Below are 22,200 nucleotides of genomic sequence, written 5' to 3'. Positions count from 1 at the left end.
TGGAGAGGAAGCGAGCCGTTCGGGCAGCAGGCATGGGAGCGGCAAGGGCATCGCCCGCGAGCGGGCTCCTACGGGAGCATCGGGGGACCGATGCGGACCACGCTACTCCTTCTTGATCGCATGCCCGCCGAACTCGTTGCGCAGCGACGCCAGCAGTTTGTCGGCGAACGAGTCGCTGTCGCGCGAGCGGTAGCGTTCCATCAGCGACAGGGTGATTACCGGGGCGGACACGCTCAGTTCCATCGCCGCATCCACGGTCCAGCGGCCCTCGCCCGAGTCGACCACGTAGGGTGCGATGCCGTCCATGTTCGGGTTCTTGCCGAGCGCGTCGGTGGCCAGGTCGAGCAGCCACGAGCGCACCACGCTGCCGGTGCGCCAGATCTCGCCGACCTGGTGCAGGTCCAGGGCGAACTCCTGCTTGTGCTTGAGGATCGCGAAGCCTTCGGCGTAGGCCTGCATCATGCCGTACTCGATGCCGTTGTGGACCATCTTGGTGAAGTGGCCCGAGCCGACCGGACCGACGTGACCCCAGCCCTGGTCCTTCGCCGGCGCCAGCGTCTCGAAGATCGGCCGCAGCGATTCGACGGTGGGCTTGTCGCCGCCGATCATCATGCTGTAGCCCTCCTTCAACCCCCACACGCCGCCGCTGGTGCCGCAGTCGACGTAGCCCAGCTCGCGCTCGGCGTAGCGCTGCGCTCGGCGCAGGGTGTCCTTGTAGTTGGAATTGCCGCCGTCGATCAGCGTGTCGCCCTTGGCCAGCAGCGGCAGCAGCGCGCTGACGGTGTCGTCGGTGACCTTGCCGGCGGGCACCATCAGCCAGATCACGCGCGGCGCGGGCAACGCGGCGACCAGCGCGGCCAGCGAGGCGACCGGCGCGATGCCGTTCGCCGCCGCGGCCTGGCGCGCGTCGGCGCTGGGGTCGAAACCGGTGACCTTGTGGCCGCCCTTCACCAGGCGTTCTGCCATGTTCGCGCCCATGCGCCCGAGACCCACCATGCCAAGTTCCATCGTGCTCACTCCGTAACGGGAAAGGTTGTCGTGTTCATGCGTGCCGTTTGCCGGCATCCAGCCAGCCGCCGTCGAAGCCGGCGCGGCGCAGCCCGTCGACGATGGCGCGGCAGCCGCGCATCAGCTGCCATGGCATGCCGCTGCGATGGTTCTCCACCATCAGCATGATCGGGCCGAGGTTGACACCGAAACAGTACGGCGATACCCAGCCGTCCAGCGGCTGGCCGGGCTTGTCGACCCAGGTCTGGTTGAAGCTGGCCTTGAAGCCGTAGGGATGCGCGTCGTGCAGCTGCAGCGTGTGGATGAAGTAGTGCACCGTCGGCAGCACGATCTCCGGCGCGAACGGCAGCGACGCCACTACCGCCCACGGCGCCAGCGTGCCGTCGTCGATGCCGTACGGCGCGCCGCGGCCGACGTAGTCGTAGAACCGGCGCTCGATGCCGTCGATCTTCAGTGTCGCCGGGCCGGGCCCGTCGCTGGCGGTGATGCCCCAGCAGTGCTCGCCGTAGCCCTTGAAGCCCAGCGGGTTGTCGCTCGCATAGCGCTGCTGGACCAGGGTGGCGCGGCGGCTGTTCTCGAAATAGTCGATGCCCTTGCCGCGCATGAACGCGTCCCGGATGCCGCGAAAGTCGATCCACACCTGCGACAGCTGGTGGGTGAACAGTGGGCCGCAGTACAGGTAGTCGATGTCGTAGCAGCGCTTCCACTCGTAGGTGGACGACCAGGCCGCATAGGCTGCGGGCGGCAGCGGATGTGTCGGCGAGCCGAGCGCCAGCACGTACAGCAGCAGGCCCTCGTCGTAGCCCTGCCAGCGATGCGGGATGAAGCCGCTTTCCGGGTGCCAGCCGTGGCCGATGGTGCCGTCCGCGGCCTGCGCCCACGGCCAGTCGGCGCGCTGATAGAGGAAGTTCGCCGTGTCGCGGATCTCCTTCTGCTCGGCGCTGTCGTCGTCGAAGTACGCGGCGGCGGTCAGCATGCCGGCGAACAGGAAGGCGCTGTCCACGGTGGACAGTTCGCACTGCCACACGCGCCGGCCGGTCTGCATGTCGAGGAAGTGGTAATAGAAGCCGCGGTAGCCGCTGGCGTCAGGTTCGGTGCCCTGCGGACTGTCGCGGAAGAAGCGCAGCGCGGCGAGCGTGCGCTTGATCGCCTCGTGCCGGCTCATCAGCCCGCGTTCGACCGCCACCGGGTAGCAGCTCAGCGCCAGCCCGGTCGCGGCGATGCTGGCCGGCCAGTCCGGCGCGGTCTTGTCGGAGACCAGGCCGTTCTGCAGGTTCGTCTCGTACTGGAAGTAGGCGAACGCCTTGTTCTGCAGGCGCTGCAGCCGCGTATCGGATCCGAGCGGATGGCTGGGCGGGTGGGAACGCATGGATCTCGTCGTGGCCTGTCGCAGTGAGGGCACCCGGGCGCGCTAGACGCCGCGCCTCGGCGCCGGACCCGCATGCTCGATGGATGCGGCATGCATCCTACTCCGCGGCAGGGTGAAGCGCGGATTGACGCCGCCTATGCTTCGCGCGGCGCACGCTGGAACTTTCGTCGCCGTCGACGGAGTCGCCATGCCATCGCCTTCCTCGCGCAGCATCGATGCGGAGCAGCGCTGCCTGCTGTCCAACGGTCGCTACAGCGTGATGCTGGGCGCGAACGGCGCCGGCTTCAGCCGCTGGCGCGGCCTGGCGGTGACGCGCTGGCGCGAGGATCCGGTCGGTGACGGCTGGGGCAGCTACCTGCTGCTGCGCGACGAGGATGACGGTGAAGCCTGGTCAGCCAGCCGGCAGCCGTATGGCACGCACAGGCCGGACGACGCGGTCGCGTTCGACGCCGGCTGCGCCCGTTTCAGCCGGCGCCACCACAGCGTACATAGCGTGCTGGAGGTGGCGGTAGCCGCCGACGCCGACATCGAACTGCGCCGGCTCAGCTTGAGCAACCACGGCGACCGCAAGCGCACGCTGTCGCTGACTTCGTACGCAGAGTTGGTGCTCGGCCAGATCAGTGCCGACGACGCGCATCCGGCGTTCTCCAAGATGTTCGTGCAGACCGCGCGGGACGCCACACACGGCATGCTGCTGGCCACGCGGCGGCGGCGCGACGCCAGCGAGGCCGAGGTGTGGGCCGCGCAGGCGATGCAGATCGCCGGGGCGGAAGGCGGCGATGCCGGCGAATGCGAAACCGACCGTGCGCGCTTCCTCGGTCGCCTGCGCACGCTGCGTGATGCGCAGGCGATGCAGCCGGGGGCCGCGTTGTCGAACACGGTCGGCTGCGTGCTCGATCCAGTATTCAGCCTGCGCCGACGCTTCACGCTGGCGCCGGACAGCAGCGTGACCCTGCTGCTGTGGACGCGATTGGCCGATTCGCGCGACGGCGCCATGGCGCTGACCACCCAACTCGGCGATGCGGACGCCGCCGAGCGGTTGTTCGACGGCGCCGGGCAACAGGCCGAAGCCGAGCGCCGACGACTCGGCATCGGCGCCGCGCAGGCGGCGCGATTCACCGGCTGGATGAGCGCGCTGCTGTACAACGATCCGCGCCAGCGCGCGGCGCCCGACGCGCTGGCGCGCGGCCGCGGCGGCGCGCCAGTGCTGTGGTCCGCCGGCATCTCCGGCGACCGGCCGATCATCCTGCTTCGCCTCGGCGAAGCCGACGACCTGGCGCGCGTGAACGAGGTGCTGCAGGCACAGCAGTATTGGCGCAGCCAGCAACTCGCCGTCGACGTGGTGTTGCTGCACGGCGCCGGCGACGCGTGGCAAGCCGCGCTCGATCCGCTGGTGAGTGCGCAGCAGGCGCGCCTGAAAACCGGTGACCGGTTGCCCAAGGCCGAACTGTTCGCGTTGCGCGACGACGCGATCGGCGAGGACCTGCGCAACGGCCTGCTGACGGTCGCGCGCGTGGTGCTGGATGGCGCGCCGCCGGCGCCGGCCGCGCCCGGGTCGACGCCCGCCCCCGCCGCGCCATCGGCGATCCGCGCAGCCACCACGGCTGCGGCTGCCGCCGTCACCGCCAGCACCGACGCGCCGGAATTCGCCAACGGCTACGGCGGCTTCGTCGATGGTGGCCGCGCCTACCGGATCGAACTCGACGAACAGCGCCCCACGCCCGCACCGTGGGTGAACGTGATCGCCAACCCCGCGTTCGGCTGCATGCTGTCGGCCGAAGGCGGCGGCTACGCATGGTCGCTCAACAGCCAGCAGAATCCGCTGACGCCGTGGCCGAACGATCCGGTCAGCGACAGCCCGCACGACGTGCTGTACCTGCGCGACGAGGACACCGGCGTGCTGTGGAGCGCCACCGCGCTGCCGATCCGCGTGGCCGGCGCGCACTACGCGGCCACCCACGGCAAGGGCTGGACGCGCTTCGAGAACGACGCGCACGGCATCGAACTGGAGCTGCTGCAGTGCGTGCCGACGGACGACCCGCTCAAGCTGTCGCGCCTGCGCCTGCGCAATCGCTCGCCGCGCGCGCGGCGGCTGTCGGTGACCGCTTACGTCGAGTGGGCGCTGGGCGCGAACGGCAGCACGCCGGCGCCGTTCGTGATCACGTCGCGTGACGAGCGCACCGGCGCCTTGTTCGCGCGCAACCGCTGGCGGCCCGACTTCGGCGACCGCGTGGCGTTCATCGACCTGGCCGGACCCGCGCATTCGATGAGCGGCGACCGCTACGAATTCCTGGGGCCGCTCGGCACGGTCGCGCTGCCGCTCGCGCTGCGCGACGGCGCGCCGCTGTCCGGCCGTCTCGGTGCCGGACTGGAACCGTGCGGCGCCCTGCAGGTGCGCATCGAACTGCCGCCGGGCACGCAGCTCGACCTGCGGCTTCTGCTCGGCGAGGCCACCGACGAGGCCGCCGCGCAGGCGCTGGTGGAGAAATATCGCGTGATCGACATGGACGACGTGCACGCCGACATCGCCGCGCAGTGGAATGGCCTGCTCGATGCCGTGCAGGTGCGCACGCCCGATCGTGCGCTGGACATCCTGCTCAACGACTGGCTGCCGTACCAGGTCGCCGGTTGCCGGCTGTGGGCGCGCACCGCCTACTACCAGGCCAGCGGCGCCTACGGTTTCCGCGACCAGCTGCAGGATGTGATGGCGCTGTGCGTGAGCCGCCCCGATCTCGCCCGCGAACACCTGCTGCGCGCCGCCGGCCGCCAGTTCGCCGAAGGCGACGTGCAGCACTGGTGGCTGCCGCCGCACGGCCAGGGCATCCGCACGAAAGTCAGCGATGATTGCCTCTGGCTGGCGTACGTGGCCATGCATTACGTCGAGGTGAGCGGCGATGCAGCCGTGCTGGACGAAGCGCTGCCGTTCCTCGCCGGCCAGCCGATACCCGACGGCGCCACCGACGCGTTCTTCCAGCCCGAGCCCTCCGAGCGGCAAGCCAGCGTGTACGAGCACTGCGCGCTGGCGATCGACACCAGCCTCGCCTGCGGCGCGCACGGCCTGCCGCCGATCGGCAGCGGCGACTGGAACGACGGCATGAACGCGGTCGGCGCCGAGGGACGCGGCGAGAGCAGCTGGCTTGGCTGGTTCCTGCTCGCCACCATCGGCGCGCTGGCGCCGTACGCCGAACGACGCGACGAGCAGGAGCGCGCGCAGCGCTGGCGCAGCCATGCCGACGCGCTGCGTGCCGCGCTGGAACGGGCGTGGGACGGCCAGTGGTATCGCCGCGGCTACTACGACGACGGCACGCCGCTGGGTTCGCACGCAAGCGACGAGTGCCGCATCGACGCCATCGCGCAATCGTGGAGCGTGCTGGCCGGCATCACCGATCGCGCGCACGCGGTGCAGGCGATGGACTCGGTCGATCGCCTGCTGCTCGACCACGACAATCGCATCGCGCGCCTGTTCACCCCGCCGTTCGACCACAGCCGCGAGAACCCCGGCTATATCAAGGGCTACCCGCCCGGCGTGCGCGAGAACGGTGGCCAGTACACGCACGGCGCGGTCTGGTCGATCTTCGCCTGGGCCGGCCTCGGCGACGGCGACCGTGCCGGCGGACTGTTCAACCTGCTCAACCCGATCCGCCACGGCGACAGCCCCGAAGCGATCGAGCGCTACAAGGTGGAACCCTACGTCGCCTGTGCGGACGTCTATTCGGTGGCGCCGCACCTCGGCCGCGGCGGCTGGACCTGGTACACCGGCTCCGCCGGCTGGCTGTATCGCGCCGGACTGGAGGCATTGCTCGGCTTCCATCTGCATGGCGAGCGGCTGCGCATCGAGCCGTGCATGCCGAAGGACTGGCCAGGTTTCCGGCTCAGCTACCGCCGCCACGGCGAACGGCATGTCACCTGCTACGAGATCGAGGTGGAGAACCCGCAGCGGGTTTGCCGTGGTGTGGCGAAGGTTGAACTGGACGGCCAAACGCTAGTTGCCAGCGAGGAGGTGCCGCTGGCCGATGACGGCGGCACACACCGCCTGCGCATCACCCTTGGACCGTAGGGCGGGCACCGCCCGCCATTCGCCATGCGACGCCTACGCAGAAGCGGCGGGCAGTGCCCGCCCTACGCGGGAGGACGACACAAGGAGGAGGAGGCGTCGCGGGCGTCACCCGCGCCGGGTGCGCGAGGCGCCGAGCTTGCGGGTCAGCGTATTGCGGCCCACGCCCAGCGCCTGCGCCGCGTTCTGTCGGTGTCCCTCGTGCGCCTGCAGCGCGGCTTGCAGCAAGGTCTGGTCGAGCGCCGCGCGGGCGCGCGCGTGGATGTCCGCCTCGCCGTCGGCCAGCGCCTGCGCGGCCCACTCGCGCAGTGCGTCGGTCCACTCGCCGCCGCGCGCCGCCTCGGCGCTGCTGCCGAGGTCGGTCGGCAGGATCTCGCTACCTGGCGCGATCACCGCCAGCCGCCGGCACAGGTTCTCCAGCTCGCGCACATTACCGGGGTAGTCGCGCTGGGCGACCAGCTTCAGCGCGGCCTTCGAGTAGCGCTTCGGCGGCAGCTTCAGCTCTTGCGCAGCGGCGGCAAGGAAGTGGCGGGCCAGCAGCGGAATGTCGTTGCGGCGCTCGCGCAGTGCAGGGAGATGGATGCGAACCACGTCGAGGCGATGCATCAGGTCGGCGCGGAACGCGCCGGCGGCGACGCGCGCGGCGAGATCCTGGTGGGTGGCGGCGACGATGCGCACGTTGCAGCGGATCAGCTCGCGCCCACCCACGCGGTAGAACTCGCCGCCGGCCAGCACGCGCAGCAGCCGCGTCTGCAGGATCAGCGGCATGTCGCCGATCTCGTCGAGGAACAGCGTGCCGCCCTCGGCCTGCTCGAAGCGCCCGGCGACGCGGCGGGTGGCGCCGGTGAACGCGCCGGCCTCGTGGCCGAACAGTTCGCTCTCCAGCAACTCCGACGGAATCGCCGCGGTGTTCAGCGCCACGAAGGGCTTGTCGCGGCGCGCGCTTTCCTCGTGCAGCGCGCGCGCCACCAGTTCCTTGCCGGTGCCGGTCTCGCCGGTGACCAGCACGTTGAGGTCGCTGGCGGCGACGCGGCCGATCAGCCGGAACACCTCGCGCATCGGCGCGCTTTCGCCGAGCAGCGCATGGTTCGGCGCGAGCGCCGGGCCGGCGGGCACTGCCGGCCCGGCCACGCTGGCCAGCGCGCGCTGCACCGCGGCCACCGCCTGATCGAGGTCGAACGGCTTGGCCAGGTAGTCCACCGCCCCAGCGCGATACGCCGCGGCGGTGGTGGCCACGTCGGTGTACGCACTCATCACGATCACCGGACCGATGCCCTCTGCCTTGAGCCCGCCGAGCAGGCCCAGCCCGTCCTCGCCCGGCATGCGCACGTCGGTGAGCAGCAGCGCGGGGCGCGCCTCGCGCAGCGCCGCGCGCACAGCAGCCACCGCATCGAACTCGCGCACCGCGAGCCCGGCGTCGCGCAGCGCCTCGGCCAGCACGAAGCGCACGCCACGGTCGTCGTCGAGTATCCAGATTTCGTCAGTCATCGCTCATCTCTACGGATTCCTCCCCCTGCCTGCAGGGGGAGGTTGGGAGGGGGTAGCGCCGGGTGGCGGGGAAGATCGAGAGCGCACCCCACCCCAGCCCTCCCCTGCTACGTAAGGGAGGGAGCACGTGCGGGACATGGCTCGCTCCGCCGAGCTCCTCCCCCTGCCTGCAGGGGGAGGTTGGGAGGGGGTTGCGCCGGGTCGCGAGAGAGATCAAGAGCGCACCCCACCCCAGCCCTCCCCTGCGACGCAGGGGAGGGAGCAGAGCGTGCATGCGCGAATCAGTCATGCGGGCGCTCCATGGGCAGGTACAGCGAGAACACGGTGTGGCCGGGGCGGCTGGCGTAGCGCAGTTCGCCACCGTGTTCGTGGGCGATCTCGCGCGACAGCGCCAGGCCCAGGCCAGTGCCGTCGGCGCGGCCGGAGACCAGCGGCTGGAACAAGGTGTCGCGCAGCGCGGCGGGCACGCCGGGGCCGTCGTCGATCACGTCCACGCGCAGCGCCATGCGCAGCATCCGCTCGCCCACGCGCACGCCGTGCTCGATCCGCGTGCGCAGGGTGAGCGTGCGTGCGCCGGCTTCCAGCGCGTTGCGCGCAAGGTTCAGCAGGATCTGCTGCAGGCGATCGGCGTCGCCGTGCAGGTCGGGCACGCTGGGGTCGTAGTCGTGGCGCAGCTGCGGCGGCGCGGGTTCGGCCAGCAGCAGGTCGGCGAGCCGCTCCAGCAGGCGATGGATGTTGACCGGGCCGAGCTGCGCCGCGCCGTCGTGATGCAGCAGGCGGTTGGCCAGCGCACCGAGGCGGTCGGCCTCGGCGATGATCATGCCGGCCAGCGCCTGCAGGTCCTCGCCCTCGATCCGTCGCTGCAGCAGCTGCGCCGCGCCGCGCAGGCCGGCCAGCGGGTTCTTCACCTCGTGCGCGAAGCCGCGCAGGGTGGCCGACAGCGGCGAGGTGGCCGGCGACGGTTCGGCCAGCACGTGCACTTCCAGCAGCAGGCCGTCGCCGAACGGCTGCAGCGCGATGTCCGCGCTGAGCTTGCGGTCGTCGGCCGTGGCCAGCGCCACGGCGCGCCACTGCGTCGACCGCTGCTCCGCCAACACCTTTGCCGCCTGCGCCGCGCCCTCGTCGGCATCGTCCAGCAGCAGGCCGAGCGACTGTCCCACCGCGTTGCGGAAACCCAGCCCCAGGCCTTCGACCAGCGCGGGGTTGAGCCAGCGCAGACGCAGGTTCGCGTCGACCAGGGCCAGCCCGGTCGCCGTCTGTTCCGCCCACGTCCGCCACACCAGCTCGTTCATTGCACCATCATGGGCAATGTCTCGTCTTGGTGCAAATCGACTTTCAGCTGAGCGGTGATGCTTTTTCGAGAAGCTTGGACGATCCGGCCACCGCCACACCACGAACCGGCCGCCCAGCGACCGTGGCGACGAGGTCGCTGCCGATGGTCAGGTACCGGTCGGCGATCGCCGCCACGCCGGGGCGGTGCGACACGACGACCAGGATGGTCTGCGGCAGGCGGCGCCTGATCGTGGCGAGAACGGCGGTTTCCGAAGCGGCGTCGAGGGCGCTGGTGGCTTCGTCCAGCACGGCCAGGAACGGCTGGCGCAGGATCACCTGGGCCAGCAGCAGGCGCTGCAGTTCGCCGCCGGAAAGCCGGCTCGACGCGCCGCGCAGTTCGGTATCCAGCCCCTGCGGCGCCTCGGCCAGCCGTTTGTCGAGGCCGACGTCGGCCAGTGCATCGCACAGCATCGCGTCGGTGGCGTCGGGTGCCGCCCAGCGCAGGCATTCGCGCACGGAGTGCTGCCACGGCCGCACGTCCTGGCTGACGTAGGCGCCGTGGCGCACCAGCTCGCGGTACGCGCCGAAGTCGATCGGTCGGCCGTCGCGGTGCGCCACGAAAACCTCGGGCGTCATCATGCCGGCCAGCACGTCGACCAGGCTGCTCTTGCCGATGCCGGAGTCGCCACAGACCAGGGTCAGCTCGCCGGGCCGCAGCACCAGCCCGCCGATCTCCAGCCCGCCGGGCGGCGGGGTCAGCCGCATCCGCTCGATGTGCAGCGCGGCGCCCGAAGCGTCGGCCTGCGGCGACGCCGCGGAGGCGTACACCGGCTCCAGGTTCATGTAGCGCTGCCACAGTTCGAACGCCGGCGCGGCCGAGCGCAGCTGCTGGAAGCTCTGCCGCGTGGTCACCAGGTAGGGCAGCAGGCGCCCGAGCAGCAGGCACACCGCGATCAACTCGGCCTGCTCGACGCCGTGCCAGCGATGGGCCAGCACGAACAGCGCGGCGATCCCGGCCGCCGCCAGCAATTCCAGCAGCAGCCGCCCGGACGCCACCAGCTCCAGCTGGCGCCGGTAGCCGTGGCACAGCCGCCCGGAAATGGCGCCATAGCTCGCCTGCTCAGCCGCCTCGCGCTCGAACGAACGAACGTGGCGCAGGCGCCGCGGGAAATCCTCGCTGTGCCAGAACAGCCGGGTCATGTCGACCACGTACTGGCGCGCGACCAGCGACTGCTCGCGGCCGTAGGCGCGCGATGCCAGCAGGCCCAGGCCCATCAGCACCGGCGCCGCCAGCATCAGCGGCGGCGAAACCCAGAACGCAAAGCCCAGGCTGACGGCGGCGCTGACGCCGGCGATCAGCAACTGCTGCAGGGCACTGAAGCCCTGCACGATAAGCTCGACGTTGTGGGTGAGCACGTTGGCGATTTCGGCCGAGGTCGCATCGGCCAGCGAGCTCAGCGGCGCCTCGATCAGCCGCGCATGCGCCGCGCGCCGCAAATGCATGCCGTAGCGGCCGACCAGGCGCGCACCCAGCCGTGCCGCCTGCCAGCGCAGCAACGCGAACGCGCCGGTCGCGGCGACGAAGGCAGTGGCCTGCAGCTCGACGCTGCGCCGTGGATCGAACAGCACGCCACCGAACGGCAGCGCCTGTCCCGGCTGCACCAGCGGCACCAGCAGCAGGGCCGCGAGGCTGCCGGCAAACGCCGCGCCCAGCGACAGCAGCACGTACGCGACCGTCTCCACCCGCTCGACGCCGCTGAGCGTGCGCGCCAGCGAGCGCAGCAGCGCCGCCGGCCGATCCGCCGCCCGCAGCGACTCAGCCGGTTTCACGACGGCTCCGCGTGGCCAGCGCGGCCGCGGTTTCGACGTGCGGCGTGGCGGTTCAGGGCAACACCTCTTCGGGTGCGGAAGGTCCGCGCCGGGTGTGTGCGGTGCGCCGGAGAAAAGGTTGCAGCAGCGAGCGCGGGAACGCCGCACGCGCGGCGTTCCCGCACCCGCTTTCAGGGCGCCTTGGCCGCCTGCATGCGCTGCACGATGGCCAGCGATTCCTTCACATGCTGGTCGGGCCTGAGGTGGTCGGTCTCGGACGACAGCGCGGCGACGATGCGGCCGTCGCCGGCGATCACGAAGGTGGTGCGCGGGATGAACACGTGGTCAATTTCCACGCCGTGCACGTCCTTCATGCCCGGCTTGGCCGCGACCGTCTCCAGATCGTAGGAGGCGGCGACCTTGCCGTCGGCGTCGGAGGCGACCGGGAACTTGCCGGCGCAGTACTTGGGGTCGGCCGAGAACGCGTCGAGCCGCTCGATGCTGTCGGCCGACACGCCGATGATGGTGGCGCCGGCCGCATCGAACTTGTCCTTCTGGGTCGCGAAGGTGTGTGCTTCGAGATCGCAACCGCCGGTGAAGGCCGACGGGTAGAAGTACACCACCACCGGCCCCTTCTTCAGCGCCTCGCCGAGGGAAAAGCTGAAGTGCTTGCCGGCCAGGCTGGCCGCGGCGGTGAAGTCGGGCGCCACGGCGCCCGTTTTGAGCGCGGCAACAGCCGGCAGCGCCAGGGCCAGCGCCACCAGTGCACCGGCCACCGCTCCCGCAAGACGTTTTTTCATTCTCGTGATCCTCGTGAAGGGCATCGACCGGCACGCAACCCATCCGCGCCGTCTTCTGCCTGTTGAACGAACCATCGGGTACGCCTGGCAAGCTACTCCCAAGTGCTTCGCCACACACCTGCCCATCGTTACCTGGCCGGCGCAGCGCGGCGGCATCAGTCGAGCAGCCGGCACAAGGCAGTGACGGCATCGCGCGGATGGCGCCCGCGACGCAGCTGGTGCACGCCCTGCCGCGCCAGCCGTCGCGCGAAGTGCTGCCAGCCCGGCTGCCCGCAGGCATAGGGCTGGTCGGCACACAGCCTGGCGGCGATCTCGGCGGCGGGCACGGCCTCCAGCAGCGCGGCGGGGTCGTCGGCCGTCTCGCCGCAGACGAACACCGCGCCGGCCAGCGCCAGCGGCGTCGGCGCGAGGCGACCACCGCCGTGGCGCAGGTCGGCCTCGAATTTCTCCACGCCGCTGCGGCGACGGATCACCGGCGCCGCCCCGATCCAGCGGCGCACCTCCGCGTCGTCGACGCGGCGCAGCGCATCGGCCCGCACGTGCAGGTAGTTGGCGACGCCGGTGGCGAGCAGGCTGTCCGGCTGCACGAACACCGCGTCCTCGGCGAGGAAATCCAGGCCGTGCAGCAGACTGTGCAGGGCGAGCGTCGACTTGCCCGTGCCGCTGGCCCCCAGCAGCAGGATGCCGCGCCCCTGCCGGCCCACGCAGGCCGCATGCAGCGGCACCAAGCCAAGCCCGCGCGTGGCCAGGGTGAACACGGCGAACTCGATCAGTTCGTAGCGCAGGTGGTAGGGGCGATCGAGCATGTCCGCGGAAGCCACCACCAGCGCCTGCCGCTGCGCTGGCGCCAGCACCACGTAGTTCGACGCGTCCATCACCCCGCAGATCAATCCGGCGCCCGACTGCATCTGCACCGGCGGCGGCTCGGCGACAGGCGGCGCCGCGCGGCGCGGCAGCAGGCGCAGTTCGATGCGGAATTCCGGCACGGCCATCGGGAAGCGGTGCGGCGGCAGGCCGGCGTAGGCGGTCTCGACCAGAGACAGCAGCGCCGCGCTGGCGCTTTCGAAGCGGAAGTTCCCGCCCATGATCTGCCGGCACAGCGAAACCTGCCGGCGCGGGCGCTCGCCGAACGGATCGGAAGCGGCGTCCCAGGCATCGTGGTGTGGGTTCAGGGTCATCGTCGCCGATCGCGGGTCCAGCCTCGTTGGGCACGCCGAATGGTAGGTGCGGCTGCGACGGGCAAAGGTTGCGCGGGCCGGGTCCCGCCCACCGAATATTTTCCTGCTTAACGCCGAGCCTCAGCTACTTGAAGCCCCTCTCCCACCGGGAGAGGGGTTGGGGAGAGGGTCCGGGCGAAGCACGACATCCAATTTCTTGGCATGCCGGTGACTCGTTGCTTCGCCCGGGCCCTCATCCGGCCCTGCGGGCCACCTTCTCCCGAAGGGAGAAGGGATCGACCAGCCGAGGCTCGCCGTTCTTCAGGAATTTTTGCCGCGCCAGGCAACCGATGCCCCGCGCCGGGGCACTTACGCCCGGCAGCGTCGAGCGATGGCGCCGCACGTCGGCCCCTGGCCATGATCGAGGCTACCGCACGATGCTGAGGATCCACGTCGGCCACTGCTATTTCCTGCGGTTGGACCCGAAGCAGTGGGAGCGCGGCAAGCCGTATCCGCCGCTCGCCACCATCCAGGTCGCCGCGCTGCTGCGCCAGATGGGGCACGCGGTGAGCCTGTTCGACGCCATGCTCGCTGACGGCGTCGGCGACTTCGAGGATTCGCTGCGCACCACCCGGCCCGACCTGGTGGTGCTGTACGAGGACAACTTCAACTTCCTCACCAAGATGTGCCTGGGCCGCATGCGCGAGGCGGCCTGCCAGATGATTGCCGCGGCGCGCGCCGGCGGCGCGCGGGTGATCGTCGCTGGCTCCGACGCCTCCGACCATCCCGATGCCTTCCTCGCTGCCGGTGCGCATGCGGTGCTGGTCGGCGAAGGCATCGCCGCGCTGGCCGAACTGGTCGGGCGGCTGCAGCGCGATCCGGCAATCGGCGACGACTGGGCCGCCGGCCTCGGCGGCGTCGCCACGCTGGCCGGCGGGCAGCTGCGGCTGACCCGCCTCGGCGCGCTGCCGCCGGACCCGCGGCTGGTCGGCCACCCCGCCTGGGACCTGGTCGACATCGAGCGCTACCGCGCGCTTTGGCACGAACGGCACGGCTACTTCAGCCTCAACATGGCGGCCTCACGCGGCTGTCCGTTCCGCTGCCACTGGTGCGCCAAGCCGATCTGGGGCAACCATTACAACCAGCGCCGCGCCGAGGACGTGGCGGCGGAGATGAGCTACCTGAAGCGCACGTTCCAGCCGGATCACATCTGGCTGGCCGATGACATCTTCGGCTTCCGCGTCGACTGGGTGACGGCGTTCGCCGCGCACCTGCACGCCGCCGACGGGCCGGTACCGTTCACCATCCAGACCCGCGCCGACCTGATCAGCGAGCGCATGGCCGCCGCGCTCGGCGAAGCCGGCTGCGCGGAGGCGTGGATCGGCGCGGAAAGCGGCAGCCAGCGCGTGCTCGACGCGATGAACAAGGGCACTCACGTCGCCGACCTGGTCACCGCGCGCGCGCGGCTGGGCGAGCACGGCATCCGCGTGAGCTTCTTCATCCAGCTGGGCTACCTCGGCGAGCAGCTGGCCGACCTGCTGGCGACCCGCGAGCTGATCGCGCAGGCCGCGCCGGACGACATCGGGGTGAGCGTGTCCTACCCGCTGCCGGGCACGAAATTCTACGAGCAGGTGAAGGCGCAGCTGGGCGCGAAGACCCACTGGCAGGACAGCGGCGACCTGGCCATGATGTTCCGCGGCGCCTACGACTCGGACTTCTACCGCCGCGTGCGCGATCTGCTGCACGAGCAGGTCGCCATCCAGCAGGCGCAGCCCGCCGCACCGGACCAGCGCCATGCCGCGCTCGACGCGCAGTGGACGGCGCTGATCGCCAGCGAAGGCGCGCACCGCAACCGGAATGCCACCTCGCCGCCCCCCGCACCGGCGCGCCACGTCGCCCTGCCGCTGTACTGAGCGCGCCATGCTGCCGCCACTCAGGATCGTCCGCCATGGCCTGCGCCGCATCACCGAGGCGTTCGCCGCGGAACTGGCCGGGCCGGGCCGCGCTACGCCGGCATGGAGCGAACTGGATTGGCGGCTGGCCACCGCGGTCGCCGTGGCGCACGGCGTGTCGCCGCTGCTGTGCCACTGCTGCGCGTGGAAGCACGAGTCATGGCGGCGCTTCCTGGAAAGCCAGCGCGACCACGTGGAGCGACGCCACCAGCGCATCCACGCGCTGCTGCAACAGATCGACGCCGACGCCCGCACCACCGCTCTGGCGGTGGTGCCGCTGAAGGGTGCCGCACTGCACGCACTGGGCATCTACACGCCGGGCGAGCGGCCGATGGCCGACATCGACCTGCTGGTGCGCGAGGACGATGCCGCCGCGGCGACCGCGCTGCTGCTCAAGCTCGGCTACGTGGAGTCGTTCGCACAATGGAAGCACCGCGTGTTCAAGCCGGCCAGCGGCCAGCCGTTCGCCGGGCTGGGCGAGCACCACGACACGCCGGTCAACATCGAGCTGCACACGCGCATCCGCGAGCGGCTGCCGGTGTCGATGGTCGACATCACCGCGCGCATCTATCCGCGTACCGCCGAGCCCGGGCTGAACCCCTACCCGTCGCCGGGCGCGCTGATGAGCCACCTGCTGCTGCACGCGGCGGGCAACATGTGCGGGCGCAGCCTGCGCCTGCTGCACCTGCACGACATCGCGCGGCTGGCCACGCACCTGGCCGCCAGCGACTGGGCGGTGCTGTGGGCCGACGCCAGCGAGCCGCCGTGGTGGGCGCTGCCGCCGCTGCGGCTGGCTGCACGCCACTACCCCGAAGCGATTTCCGCCGCCGTGCTGGCTCGGCTCGAACGCGACTGTCCGCGGCTGCTGCGGACGATCTCGCACCGGCAAAGCCTGACCCGGGTGTCGTGCTCGGAACTGTGGCTGCATGCCTTCGCCGGCATCGAATGGGCGCGCTCGATTCGCGAAGTCGGGCGCTATCTGCGGAACCGCGTGAGCCCGCCGGACGAAGCGCGCCAGGAACGCGCCGACATGGTGCGCACCCAGCTCTGGCTGCAGGGGCAGAGCTGGGTCACCACCGCGCACCGCCGGCGCATCCTGACCTGGCTGACCCGGCCAGTGCCGCGGATGGACATGCTGTATGTGGTGCGCGCGGCCCTGGAACCCCTCGCTTCCCGTGAGAACACGGAGCACACGCTGGTCGCGTCGGGATAGGTCCACCTGGTCGACGCAACATCTTCCCGCTGACTCGATCGGCCCGCTGCAACGCAGCGGACCGTTCTCGCTTGTGCTGCGCGGCATCAACATTTCCGTGCCGATCATGTGGGAGGCGAGTACACCGGACTGGTGTCCGGCAGTCCGCGCCGCTAAGGTGACGGCTGTTTCGGCTGGTGGAAGTCGCAATGCCATCGGGAGCAACTCCGGAGCTCGCGGAACGCATGCAGGCGGCAGTGCACAAGGAGTGTGCGGCGATTCTTCGCGCGCTTGCCTCGCGGCACCACATCCACGTTTCCATCCATGGCGCGAGAAAGGCGATCCGGCGTCTGCGCGCGCTGTTGTTCCTGGTGGAGGACCGCCTGCCGGATACCACGGCGGTCGACCGGACGCTGGAGCGCCTGGGCGACAGCCTTTCGACGCTGCGCGATGCGCACGTCATGGTCGACACGGCCGAAGGCCTCGCCGCCAGGGGCAAAGCGAAGCAGTGGGCAGCAGCGATCAAGCGTCTGGTGCGCCGGCGCGACGAGCTGATTCAACAGGCGCTGGCGCGGGACGTGGACTTCCGGCGCCGGCGCCGCGTGGTCGAGCGAGCCGCGCAGCAGCTGGGCGACATGCCATGGCACGAACTCAAGACCACGGACCTGCGGCAGGCACTGGAGCGCAGCTGCCACCGCGTGACCAAGGCAGAGGCGCGAGCCAAGGCCGACCCGCTGCCGACCAACCTGCATCGCTGGCGCCGCCGCGTGCGCAAATTGCGTATGCAGATGGAAGCCCTGGCCAGGATCGAACCCGACATCGCGAAGGACGCGGCGAAAGAATCCGCGAGCAAAACCGCCAAGGCACTGCACAAGCTCAGCGACCAGCTGGGCGCGTTCCAGGACCAGCAGATGCTGCGCAACGTGCTGCGGCGAATGCGCGGCCTGCCGCATCGGGCGCAGATAGGGCGGCAACTCCGCGAAGAACTTGTGGCGAACCAGTCGATGCTGGTCGGGCAAGGCGTGTCTGTCCCGGGTCGATAGTCGGCGCTCGAATCAAGGGAGACGGAGATAATTGACTCAGGATGATTGCCTCCGAAAGGCTACTCTGCCCCCCCGTTTCCGCCGTCGGATTCAGCCTGTCCCCCCATTGATGCCATCATCGATGGCCTCATGACGCACCTCATGCATCCGCAAACCCTCGCCATCCACGCCGCCGACGGCTATCGCCTGCACGCACGCTGGTGGCATCGGCCGGATCACGCCGATCCGGCGCGTCCGGTCGCCGTCATTGCACCCGCCACGTCGGTGCAGTCCAAATACTATGCGCGGTTCGCTGCCTACCTGTTCGACCACGGGTACGACGTCGTCACGTTCGACTACCGGGGCATCGGTGGGTCGCGTTACGGCTCGCTGCGGGGTTTCGAGGCGGGCTGGCTCGACTGGGGGAGCGACCTCGACGCGGTCCTGGCCCATGTCGTGTCGGCATGCCCCGGCCGCCCGGTCGATGTGGTCGGCCACTCGATCGGCGGGTTCCTCGTCGGGGTGGCGCCAACGGCCGCGCGGGTTCGCCGCATTTTCACGGTGGGCGCGCAGTACGCCTACTGGCGCGACTACGCCCACTGGGCCCGTCGGGGCATGCTCTGGCGCTGGCACGCGCTGATGCCGCTGCTGGTCGCGCTTTGCGGCTATCTGCCGGCCAAACGGTTCGGCTGGATGGAGGACACGCCCAAGGGTGTCGCCCGGAACTGGTCGCGCATGGGGCCGTTGTTCGAGCGCAGCCTCACGCGCCATCGCTCGCCGGGAGCGGACGCGGCACGGCTGGTGCATCGCTTCGCTGCGGTGACGGCACCCATCCTCGCGCTGGGCCTGGACGACGATCCGTTCGGCACCCCCGCCGCCATCGACCGGCTGCTGGCGTACTTTACGGGCGCGGAACGGCATCACCTGCGCCTTGACGCCGCCGCGCTTGGCTTCGACGCGATCGGACACTTTGCATTCTTCAACGACCGCTTTCGGGATGCGCTCTGGCCACTCGCGCTGGACTGGCTGCGCGACCAGAAAATCACCACGCCGCCCGGCGCCACGCTGACGACTCGAACCGGAGCACGCGGACCATGACGCCCTATGCCCCTCAAAGGGGGACGGGGATAGTTGCCTCCGACCCCTTTGCGGGAGTCTTTATTGGGTCCAACATAGGGCTACCGCTAGAACTCGGCGATCAGCGAGCCGGCAAACCGATCGTGCCCTCCGAGCCCCAGTGATCCACCATGTTGGTGTGCGCCGTATCGCAGGACAAATCCAGCCCAATGCCCAATACGCTCACTCTACCCTTCACTCCCCTGCCGCCACCAACCGCAAATACAACGCCTCAAACGCCCGCGCCGTATGATCCGCGTCTTCGCGCAGCGCCCGGCACTGCGCAGCAGCCGCCAGCTGCAGGCGCAACGCCTCATCGGTCAGCACCCGGCTGATCGCGCTCGCCAGGGCGGCCCAGTCGCCGATGGGCACGGCCAGCGCGGCCGATGGCGTCCACTCGGCCAGGTGGCCGACGGCGGTGCCGACCGTGGGTACGCCGGCTACCGCCGCTTCGAGCAGCACCAGCGGGCCGGCTTCGTGCAGCGAGGACAGCACCAGCAGGTCGGCCGAGGCCATCAGCGGGCGCAGTTCGCGCTGGGTCTTGAAGCCGTGGAAGCGCACCTGGTCCTGCAGTCCGAGCTGGCAGGCCAGCCGTTCCATTTCGCCGTGCAGCGTGTCCACGCCGACGATGTCCATGCGGAAGGCCAGCCCCGTGCTGGCCAGCGCGGCCAGCGCGCGCAACAGGGTCGGCTGGTCCTTCACACGGTTGAGGCTGGCAACGTGGATCAGCCGCGCCGGCCCCGTGCCGCGCGCATGCGGCGCCAGCGGCGGCCACCCGCGCAGGTCGACGCCGAGCGGCACGCGCCGAGCCTTGAGCCCGAGCGCAGCCAGCGCGTCGACGATCGGCGCGCTGGCTGCGGTGATTGCATTGGCACCGCGCAGCACCACCGCCTCGCGCAAGCGCCCTTTCCATTTGCGCCGGCCGCCGTAGCCGATCGCGTGCAGCGCGACCAGTTCGCCGCCGGCGACGTGCACCAGGCTCGGCCGCCGCAGCGATTTCGCCGCGGCCACCGCGACCAGGCTGCACGAGCCGGAGAAGATCGCCTGCACCACATCGAACGGCGCGCGGCGATGCTCGGCGCGGATCGCCGCGATCGCGCGCAGCCGGGTCCAGCCCTCGCCGATGTTGTGCACGGTGGCGCCGGCCAGTTCCCAGCGGCCCGCCGTTGCCTCCTGCTGCAGCGCGAACACATGCACCTCGTGCACGCGCGCCAGCCGCCCGATCAACGCCAGCAGCACCGGGATCACGCGGAACTCGCCGCTGCGGTCCACCCCGCCCGGCACCACCAGCGCGAGTTTCATCCCGGCCCCCACAGCCGGTCGGCGCGCACCTGCGCATAGGCACCGGCCCAGCGGCGGCCCAGCGCGGCGAACGACAGCGTGGCGTCGAAGTGTGCGCGCACCTGCGCCGGCGATGGCCCGTTCGTCGCGACATCAACCAGCGCCTCGGCCAGCTGCGCGGCGTCGCCGCAGGGCCACAGGCGGCCGATGCGGCCGTCGTCGGTCAGCGCGCGGAACGCAGGAATGTCGGTGACCAGCGGCGCCACGCCGCAAGCCAGCGCCTCCAGCAGCGAGTAGCCGCAGCTCTCGGCATGGCTGCCGGCGACGAACAGGTCCGTGGCGCGCATCAGCGCCTCGATCCGGGCGTGAGCCACCTTGCCGAGCAAGTGCACGCGCCCGGCCAGCCGCGGATCGCCCGCGATGCGCTGACGCACCGCCTCGAGCAGTGGCGCGTTGCCGAACACGCACCACAGCTGCAGACCGGGCAACCGTTGCACGGCGCTGGCCACGCCGTCGAGCACCGCCAGCGGGTCCTTGCCCGAGTTCAGATGGCCGACCCACAGCGCGCAGGGCTCGCCGTGCAGGCCGGTTTCGGCGCGCACGCGGGCGCGATCGCCCGGCGTGAAACGGCTGCTGGATTCGGGTATCGCGAACAGTCGCGTGTGCGGCGCGAACAGGCCGGCGCGGGTGAACGGCTGCGCTAGCTCGGCGGCGGTGAAGGCGATGCCCGCCGCGGCGGCATACCGGCGCCGCCACCATGGCCACCGCCAGCGGCGCGGCGGGCGGTCGGCATGGTCCTGGATCACGATCGGCAGCGACGGCAGGCGTTGCGCCAGCGCGAACGCATCGGCGGCGAAGCCTAGGCTGTGCAGGTGCAGCACGTCGGGCCGGATCTCGCCCAGCAGCTCGGCGAGGCGACGCGTCCGTTGTGCGCCGCCGGGCACCGGAATGAAGCGGTAGTCGATGCCATTGCGCTGCACGCGCTCCGGGCGCGTCGCCAGCTGGATCACCGACACGCGGGTGCCGGCGCTGGCCACCGCTTCGGCCACGTCGGCCAGCGTGGGCCACTGCTCGAACACGTCGGCCGAGGCGAGGCCTGCCGGCACCGGCAGGAAATTGATCTGCGCCACGTGCACGGCCGGCACCGGCCTAGAGACCCGATACCTGCGGCATGCGCAGGCGCACGAACCGGTTCGCCAGGTTCAGCTCCCACGGTCGGTCGTACTTGCGGAAGCGGTAACGCCAACCGGCCATGGCGCTCAGGTTGCGCTTGGCCCACGGCGGCGCGCGCAGGTCCTGCACCGTGGGGTAGCGGCAGCGCAGCACGGTGACGAAGTCGTTGATGCGCTGGCGCAGGCGGTCGCTAAGCCAGGGCGCGTCGACGTGGCAGGCGTAGTGCACCCAGCGCGGCTCGGTCCACTCGTCCGGCGTGGTGGGAAACACCACCGGCGCGCCATCGAGGTCGAGCAGCGGCGCGCCCGGCCGCTTGCGGCGGTCCTGCTCGTGGCGGCTGTGCTCCGGCAGCGGCGTGTAGATGTAGATGACGACCTCGGTCTGCGGGTTGATCCGCTTCAGCTCGCGGATGAACTCGAAGGTGTGCTCGGTTTCTTCCTCGGTGTTATCGGGCGGTGCCACCATGAACGACAGCTCGGGGATCACGCCGTAGCGGCGGCACTGCTCGACCACCGCCAGCGTCTGGTCCGGGCGCGTGCCCTTGCGGATGTCGTGCAGCATCTGGTCGTTCGGCGATTCCGCGCCGATGTAGGCCATGCGCAGCCGGCTCTTGCGCACCAGTTCCCACGAGCGCTCGGACAGGTTCAACAGCGCGTCGGCGCGGGCAAAGCACCACCACGGCAGTTCGAAGCGGGCCATCACTTCGAGCAGCGGCACCATGTCCGCCTCGCGGTCGAAGAAATTGTGGTCGAAGTACTGCACCGAATCGGCGCCCAGCGTGTGCTTGAGGTAGGTGAGCTCGCGCTCCAGCCGCGCGGCGGCGGGCAGGAAGGTGGCGCCGCCGAACATCGCGGCCACGCCGCAGAAGGTGCAGTGGTAGCGGCAGCCGATCGCCGCCTGGTGCGCCACGGTGCGCTGACCGAGGTAGGTGCGCGCAAGGTAACGACGCGGATCACCGAGCTTGTCGTAAGGCAGCAGTCCCGCGGGGTCGTGGCGCACGATGTGGCGGGGCGGGTTGTGCACCACGCTGCCGGCGTTCTTCCAGGACAGCCCGGCGATCTGTTCCAGCGCCGGGCCGTTGCCGCTGAGCGTGGCGACCAGCTCTGACAGGGTTTCCTCGCCCTGCGCGCGCACCGCATAGTCGACATAGGGCGCGGCCAGCGTGGCGTCCGTGTGCAGCGTGGTGAAGTAGCCGCCCCAGATGATCGGCAGCGCCGGGAAGCGCGCGCGGATCGCCTGCGACACGGCGATCGCCGGCGCCACCTGCGGGCCTCCCATCACGCCGACGCCGACGGCGTCGAAGCGCTCCTGTTCCAGCACGCGCAGGGTGTCGTCGACGAAGTCGCGGTCCACGTTGCCGTCGATGATGCGGCTGCTGCCGCTGCGCTCCAGCGCCGCCGCCAGGTGCAGCAGCGCCAGCGGGAAGCGCGCGCTCGTGCGCGAGGTGATGGTGGGGTTGATCAGCAGGGTGCGTGGGGAAGTCATGGGAAGGCCTGCGGGCAAGCGG

15 protein-coding genes are annotated in these 22,200 nt (G+C 70.8%); 5 read left to right on the top strand and 10 right to left on the bottom strand.

Features of this window, described 5'->3' with window-relative positions:
- Nucleotides 1-102 precede the first annotated feature (102 nt).
- The gene (gene gnd / locus LRK53_RS00585; protein ID WP_027491266.1) at nt 103-1,008 is read right to left on the bottom strand and encodes a phosphogluconate dehydrogenase (NAD(+)-dependent, decarboxylating); all 906 of its coding nucleotides are present in this window, start codon (nt 1,006-1,008) and stop codon (nt 103-105) included.
- 34 nt (nt 1,009-1,042) lie between these two features.
- Nucleotides 1,043-2,377: a glucoamylase family protein gene (locus tag LRK53_RS00580; RefSeq protein WP_027491265.1), complete on the bottom strand. Its 1,335-nt coding sequence runs from the start codon at nt 2,375-2,377 to the stop codon at nt 1,043-1,045.
- Nucleotides 2,378-2,564: 187 nt separating this feature from the next.
- On the opposite strand from LRK53_RS00580, the gene LRK53_RS00575 reads away from it, so the two are divergent.
- Nucleotides 2,565-6,434 carry a GH36-type glycosyl hydrolase domain-containing protein gene (locus LRK53_RS00575; protein ID WP_027491264.1) on the top strand — a complete coding sequence of 1,290 codons (3,870 nt, stop codon included), beginning with the start codon at nt 2,565-2,567 and terminating at the stop codon, nt 6,432-6,434.
- Between the two features lie 105 nt (nt 6,435-6,539).
- Here the strand turns inward: LRK53_RS00575 and ntrC are convergent, their stop codons facing one another.
- The 5 genes from ntrC to LRK53_RS00550 all read right to left on the bottom strand — a co-directional run bounded on the left by ntrC (nt 6,540) and on the right by LRK53_RS00550 (nt 12,978).
- Nucleotides 6,540-7,919 (bottom strand): nitrogen regulation protein NR(I), encoded by a 1,380-nt coding sequence (gene ntrC, locus LRK53_RS00570; RefSeq protein ID WP_027491263.1) that lies wholly within the window; start codon nt 7,917-7,919, stop codon nt 6,540-6,542.
- Between the two features lie 281 nt (nt 7,920-8,200).
- On the bottom strand, nt 8,201-9,211 hold the full coding sequence (locus LRK53_RS00565; protein WP_027491262.1) for a two-component system sensor histidine kinase NtrB: 1,011 nt from the start codon (nt 9,209-9,211) through the stop codon (nt 8,201-8,203).
- Between the two features lie 43 nt (nt 9,212-9,254).
- Complete coding sequence (locus LRK53_RS00560) at nt 9,255-11,021, bottom strand: ATP-binding cassette domain-containing protein (RefSeq protein WP_081666521.1); 1,767 nt, start codon at nt 11,019-11,021, stop codon at nt 9,255-9,257.
- Nucleotides 11,022-11,191: 170 nt separating this feature from the next.
- Nucleotides 11,192-11,800, bottom strand: coding sequence for a peroxiredoxin (locus tag LRK53_RS00555; protein ID WP_027491261.1), 609 nt, complete (start codon nt 11,798-11,800; stop codon nt 11,192-11,194).
- A 155-nt stretch (nt 11,801-11,955) separates the two neighbouring features.
- Nucleotides 11,956-12,978, bottom strand: a complete 1,023-nt coding sequence (locus LRK53_RS00550) for a phosphoenolpyruvate carboxykinase (ATP) (RefSeq protein WP_037088766.1) — start codon at nt 12,976-12,978, stop codon at nt 11,956-11,958.
- A gap of 416 nt (nt 12,979-13,394) precedes the next feature.
- Here LRK53_RS00550 and LRK53_RS00545 point away from each other — a divergent pair, with 416 nt between their 5' ends.
- From LRK53_RS00545 to LRK53_RS00530, 4 genes are all read left to right on the top strand, one after another.
- Nucleotides 13,395-14,870, top strand: a complete 1,476-nt coding sequence (locus LRK53_RS00545) for a B12-binding domain-containing radical SAM protein (RefSeq protein WP_235642440.1) — start codon at nt 13,395-13,397, stop codon at nt 14,868-14,870.
- A gap of 7 nt (nt 14,871-14,877) precedes the next feature.
- A complete protein-coding gene (locus LRK53_RS00540) occupies nt 14,878-16,122 on the top strand; it encodes a nucleotidyltransferase family protein (protein ID WP_235642439.1) in 1,245 nt (414 codons plus the stop codon).
- Between the two features lie 224 nt (nt 16,123-16,346).
- Nucleotides 16,347-17,144: a CHAD domain-containing protein gene (locus LRK53_RS00535; RefSeq protein ID WP_051257465.1), complete on the top strand. Its 798-nt coding sequence runs from the start codon at nt 16,347-16,349 to the stop codon at nt 17,142-17,144.
- Nucleotides 17,145-17,273: 129 nt separating this feature from the next.
- Nucleotides 17,274-18,221: an alpha/beta hydrolase family protein gene (locus LRK53_RS00530; RefSeq protein WP_221174162.1), complete on the top strand. Its 948-nt coding sequence runs from the start codon at nt 17,274-17,276 to the stop codon at nt 18,219-18,221.
- 213 nt (nt 18,222-18,434) lie between these two features.
- Here LRK53_RS00530 and LRK53_RS00525 read toward each other — a convergent pair whose 3' ends face one another.
- From LRK53_RS00525 to LRK53_RS00515, 3 genes are read right to left on the bottom strand one after another with little or no spacing between them, the layout of a single operon-like run.
- Nucleotides 18,435-19,541, bottom strand: a complete 1,107-nt coding sequence (locus tag LRK53_RS00525) for a glycosyltransferase family 4 protein (RefSeq protein ID WP_027491258.1) — start codon at nt 19,539-19,541, stop codon at nt 18,435-18,437.
- Nucleotides 19,538-20,656 carry a glycosyltransferase family 4 protein gene (locus tag LRK53_RS00520; protein WP_027491257.1) on the bottom strand — a complete coding sequence of 373 codons (1,119 nt, stop codon included), beginning with the start codon at nt 20,654-20,656 and terminating at the stop codon, nt 19,538-19,540. Before LRK53_RS00520 ends, LRK53_RS00525 begins: the two co-directional genes overlap by 4 nt.
- Nucleotides 20,657-20,669: 13 nt before the next feature.
- Nucleotides 20,670-22,178 (bottom strand): B12-binding domain-containing radical SAM protein, encoded by a 1,509-nt coding sequence (locus LRK53_RS00515; RefSeq protein WP_027491256.1) that lies wholly within the window; start codon nt 22,176-22,178, stop codon nt 20,670-20,672.
- Nucleotides 22,179-22,200: the final 22 nt, after the last annotated feature.

Source organism: Rhodanobacter thiooxydans, assembly GCF_021545845.1.
Classification (GTDB): Bacteria; Pseudomonadota; Gammaproteobacteria; order Xanthomonadales; family Rhodanobacteraceae; genus Rhodanobacter.
Note: the sequence above shows the minus strand (reverse complement) of the source record. Positions and strands in the feature narration are given on the sequence as shown.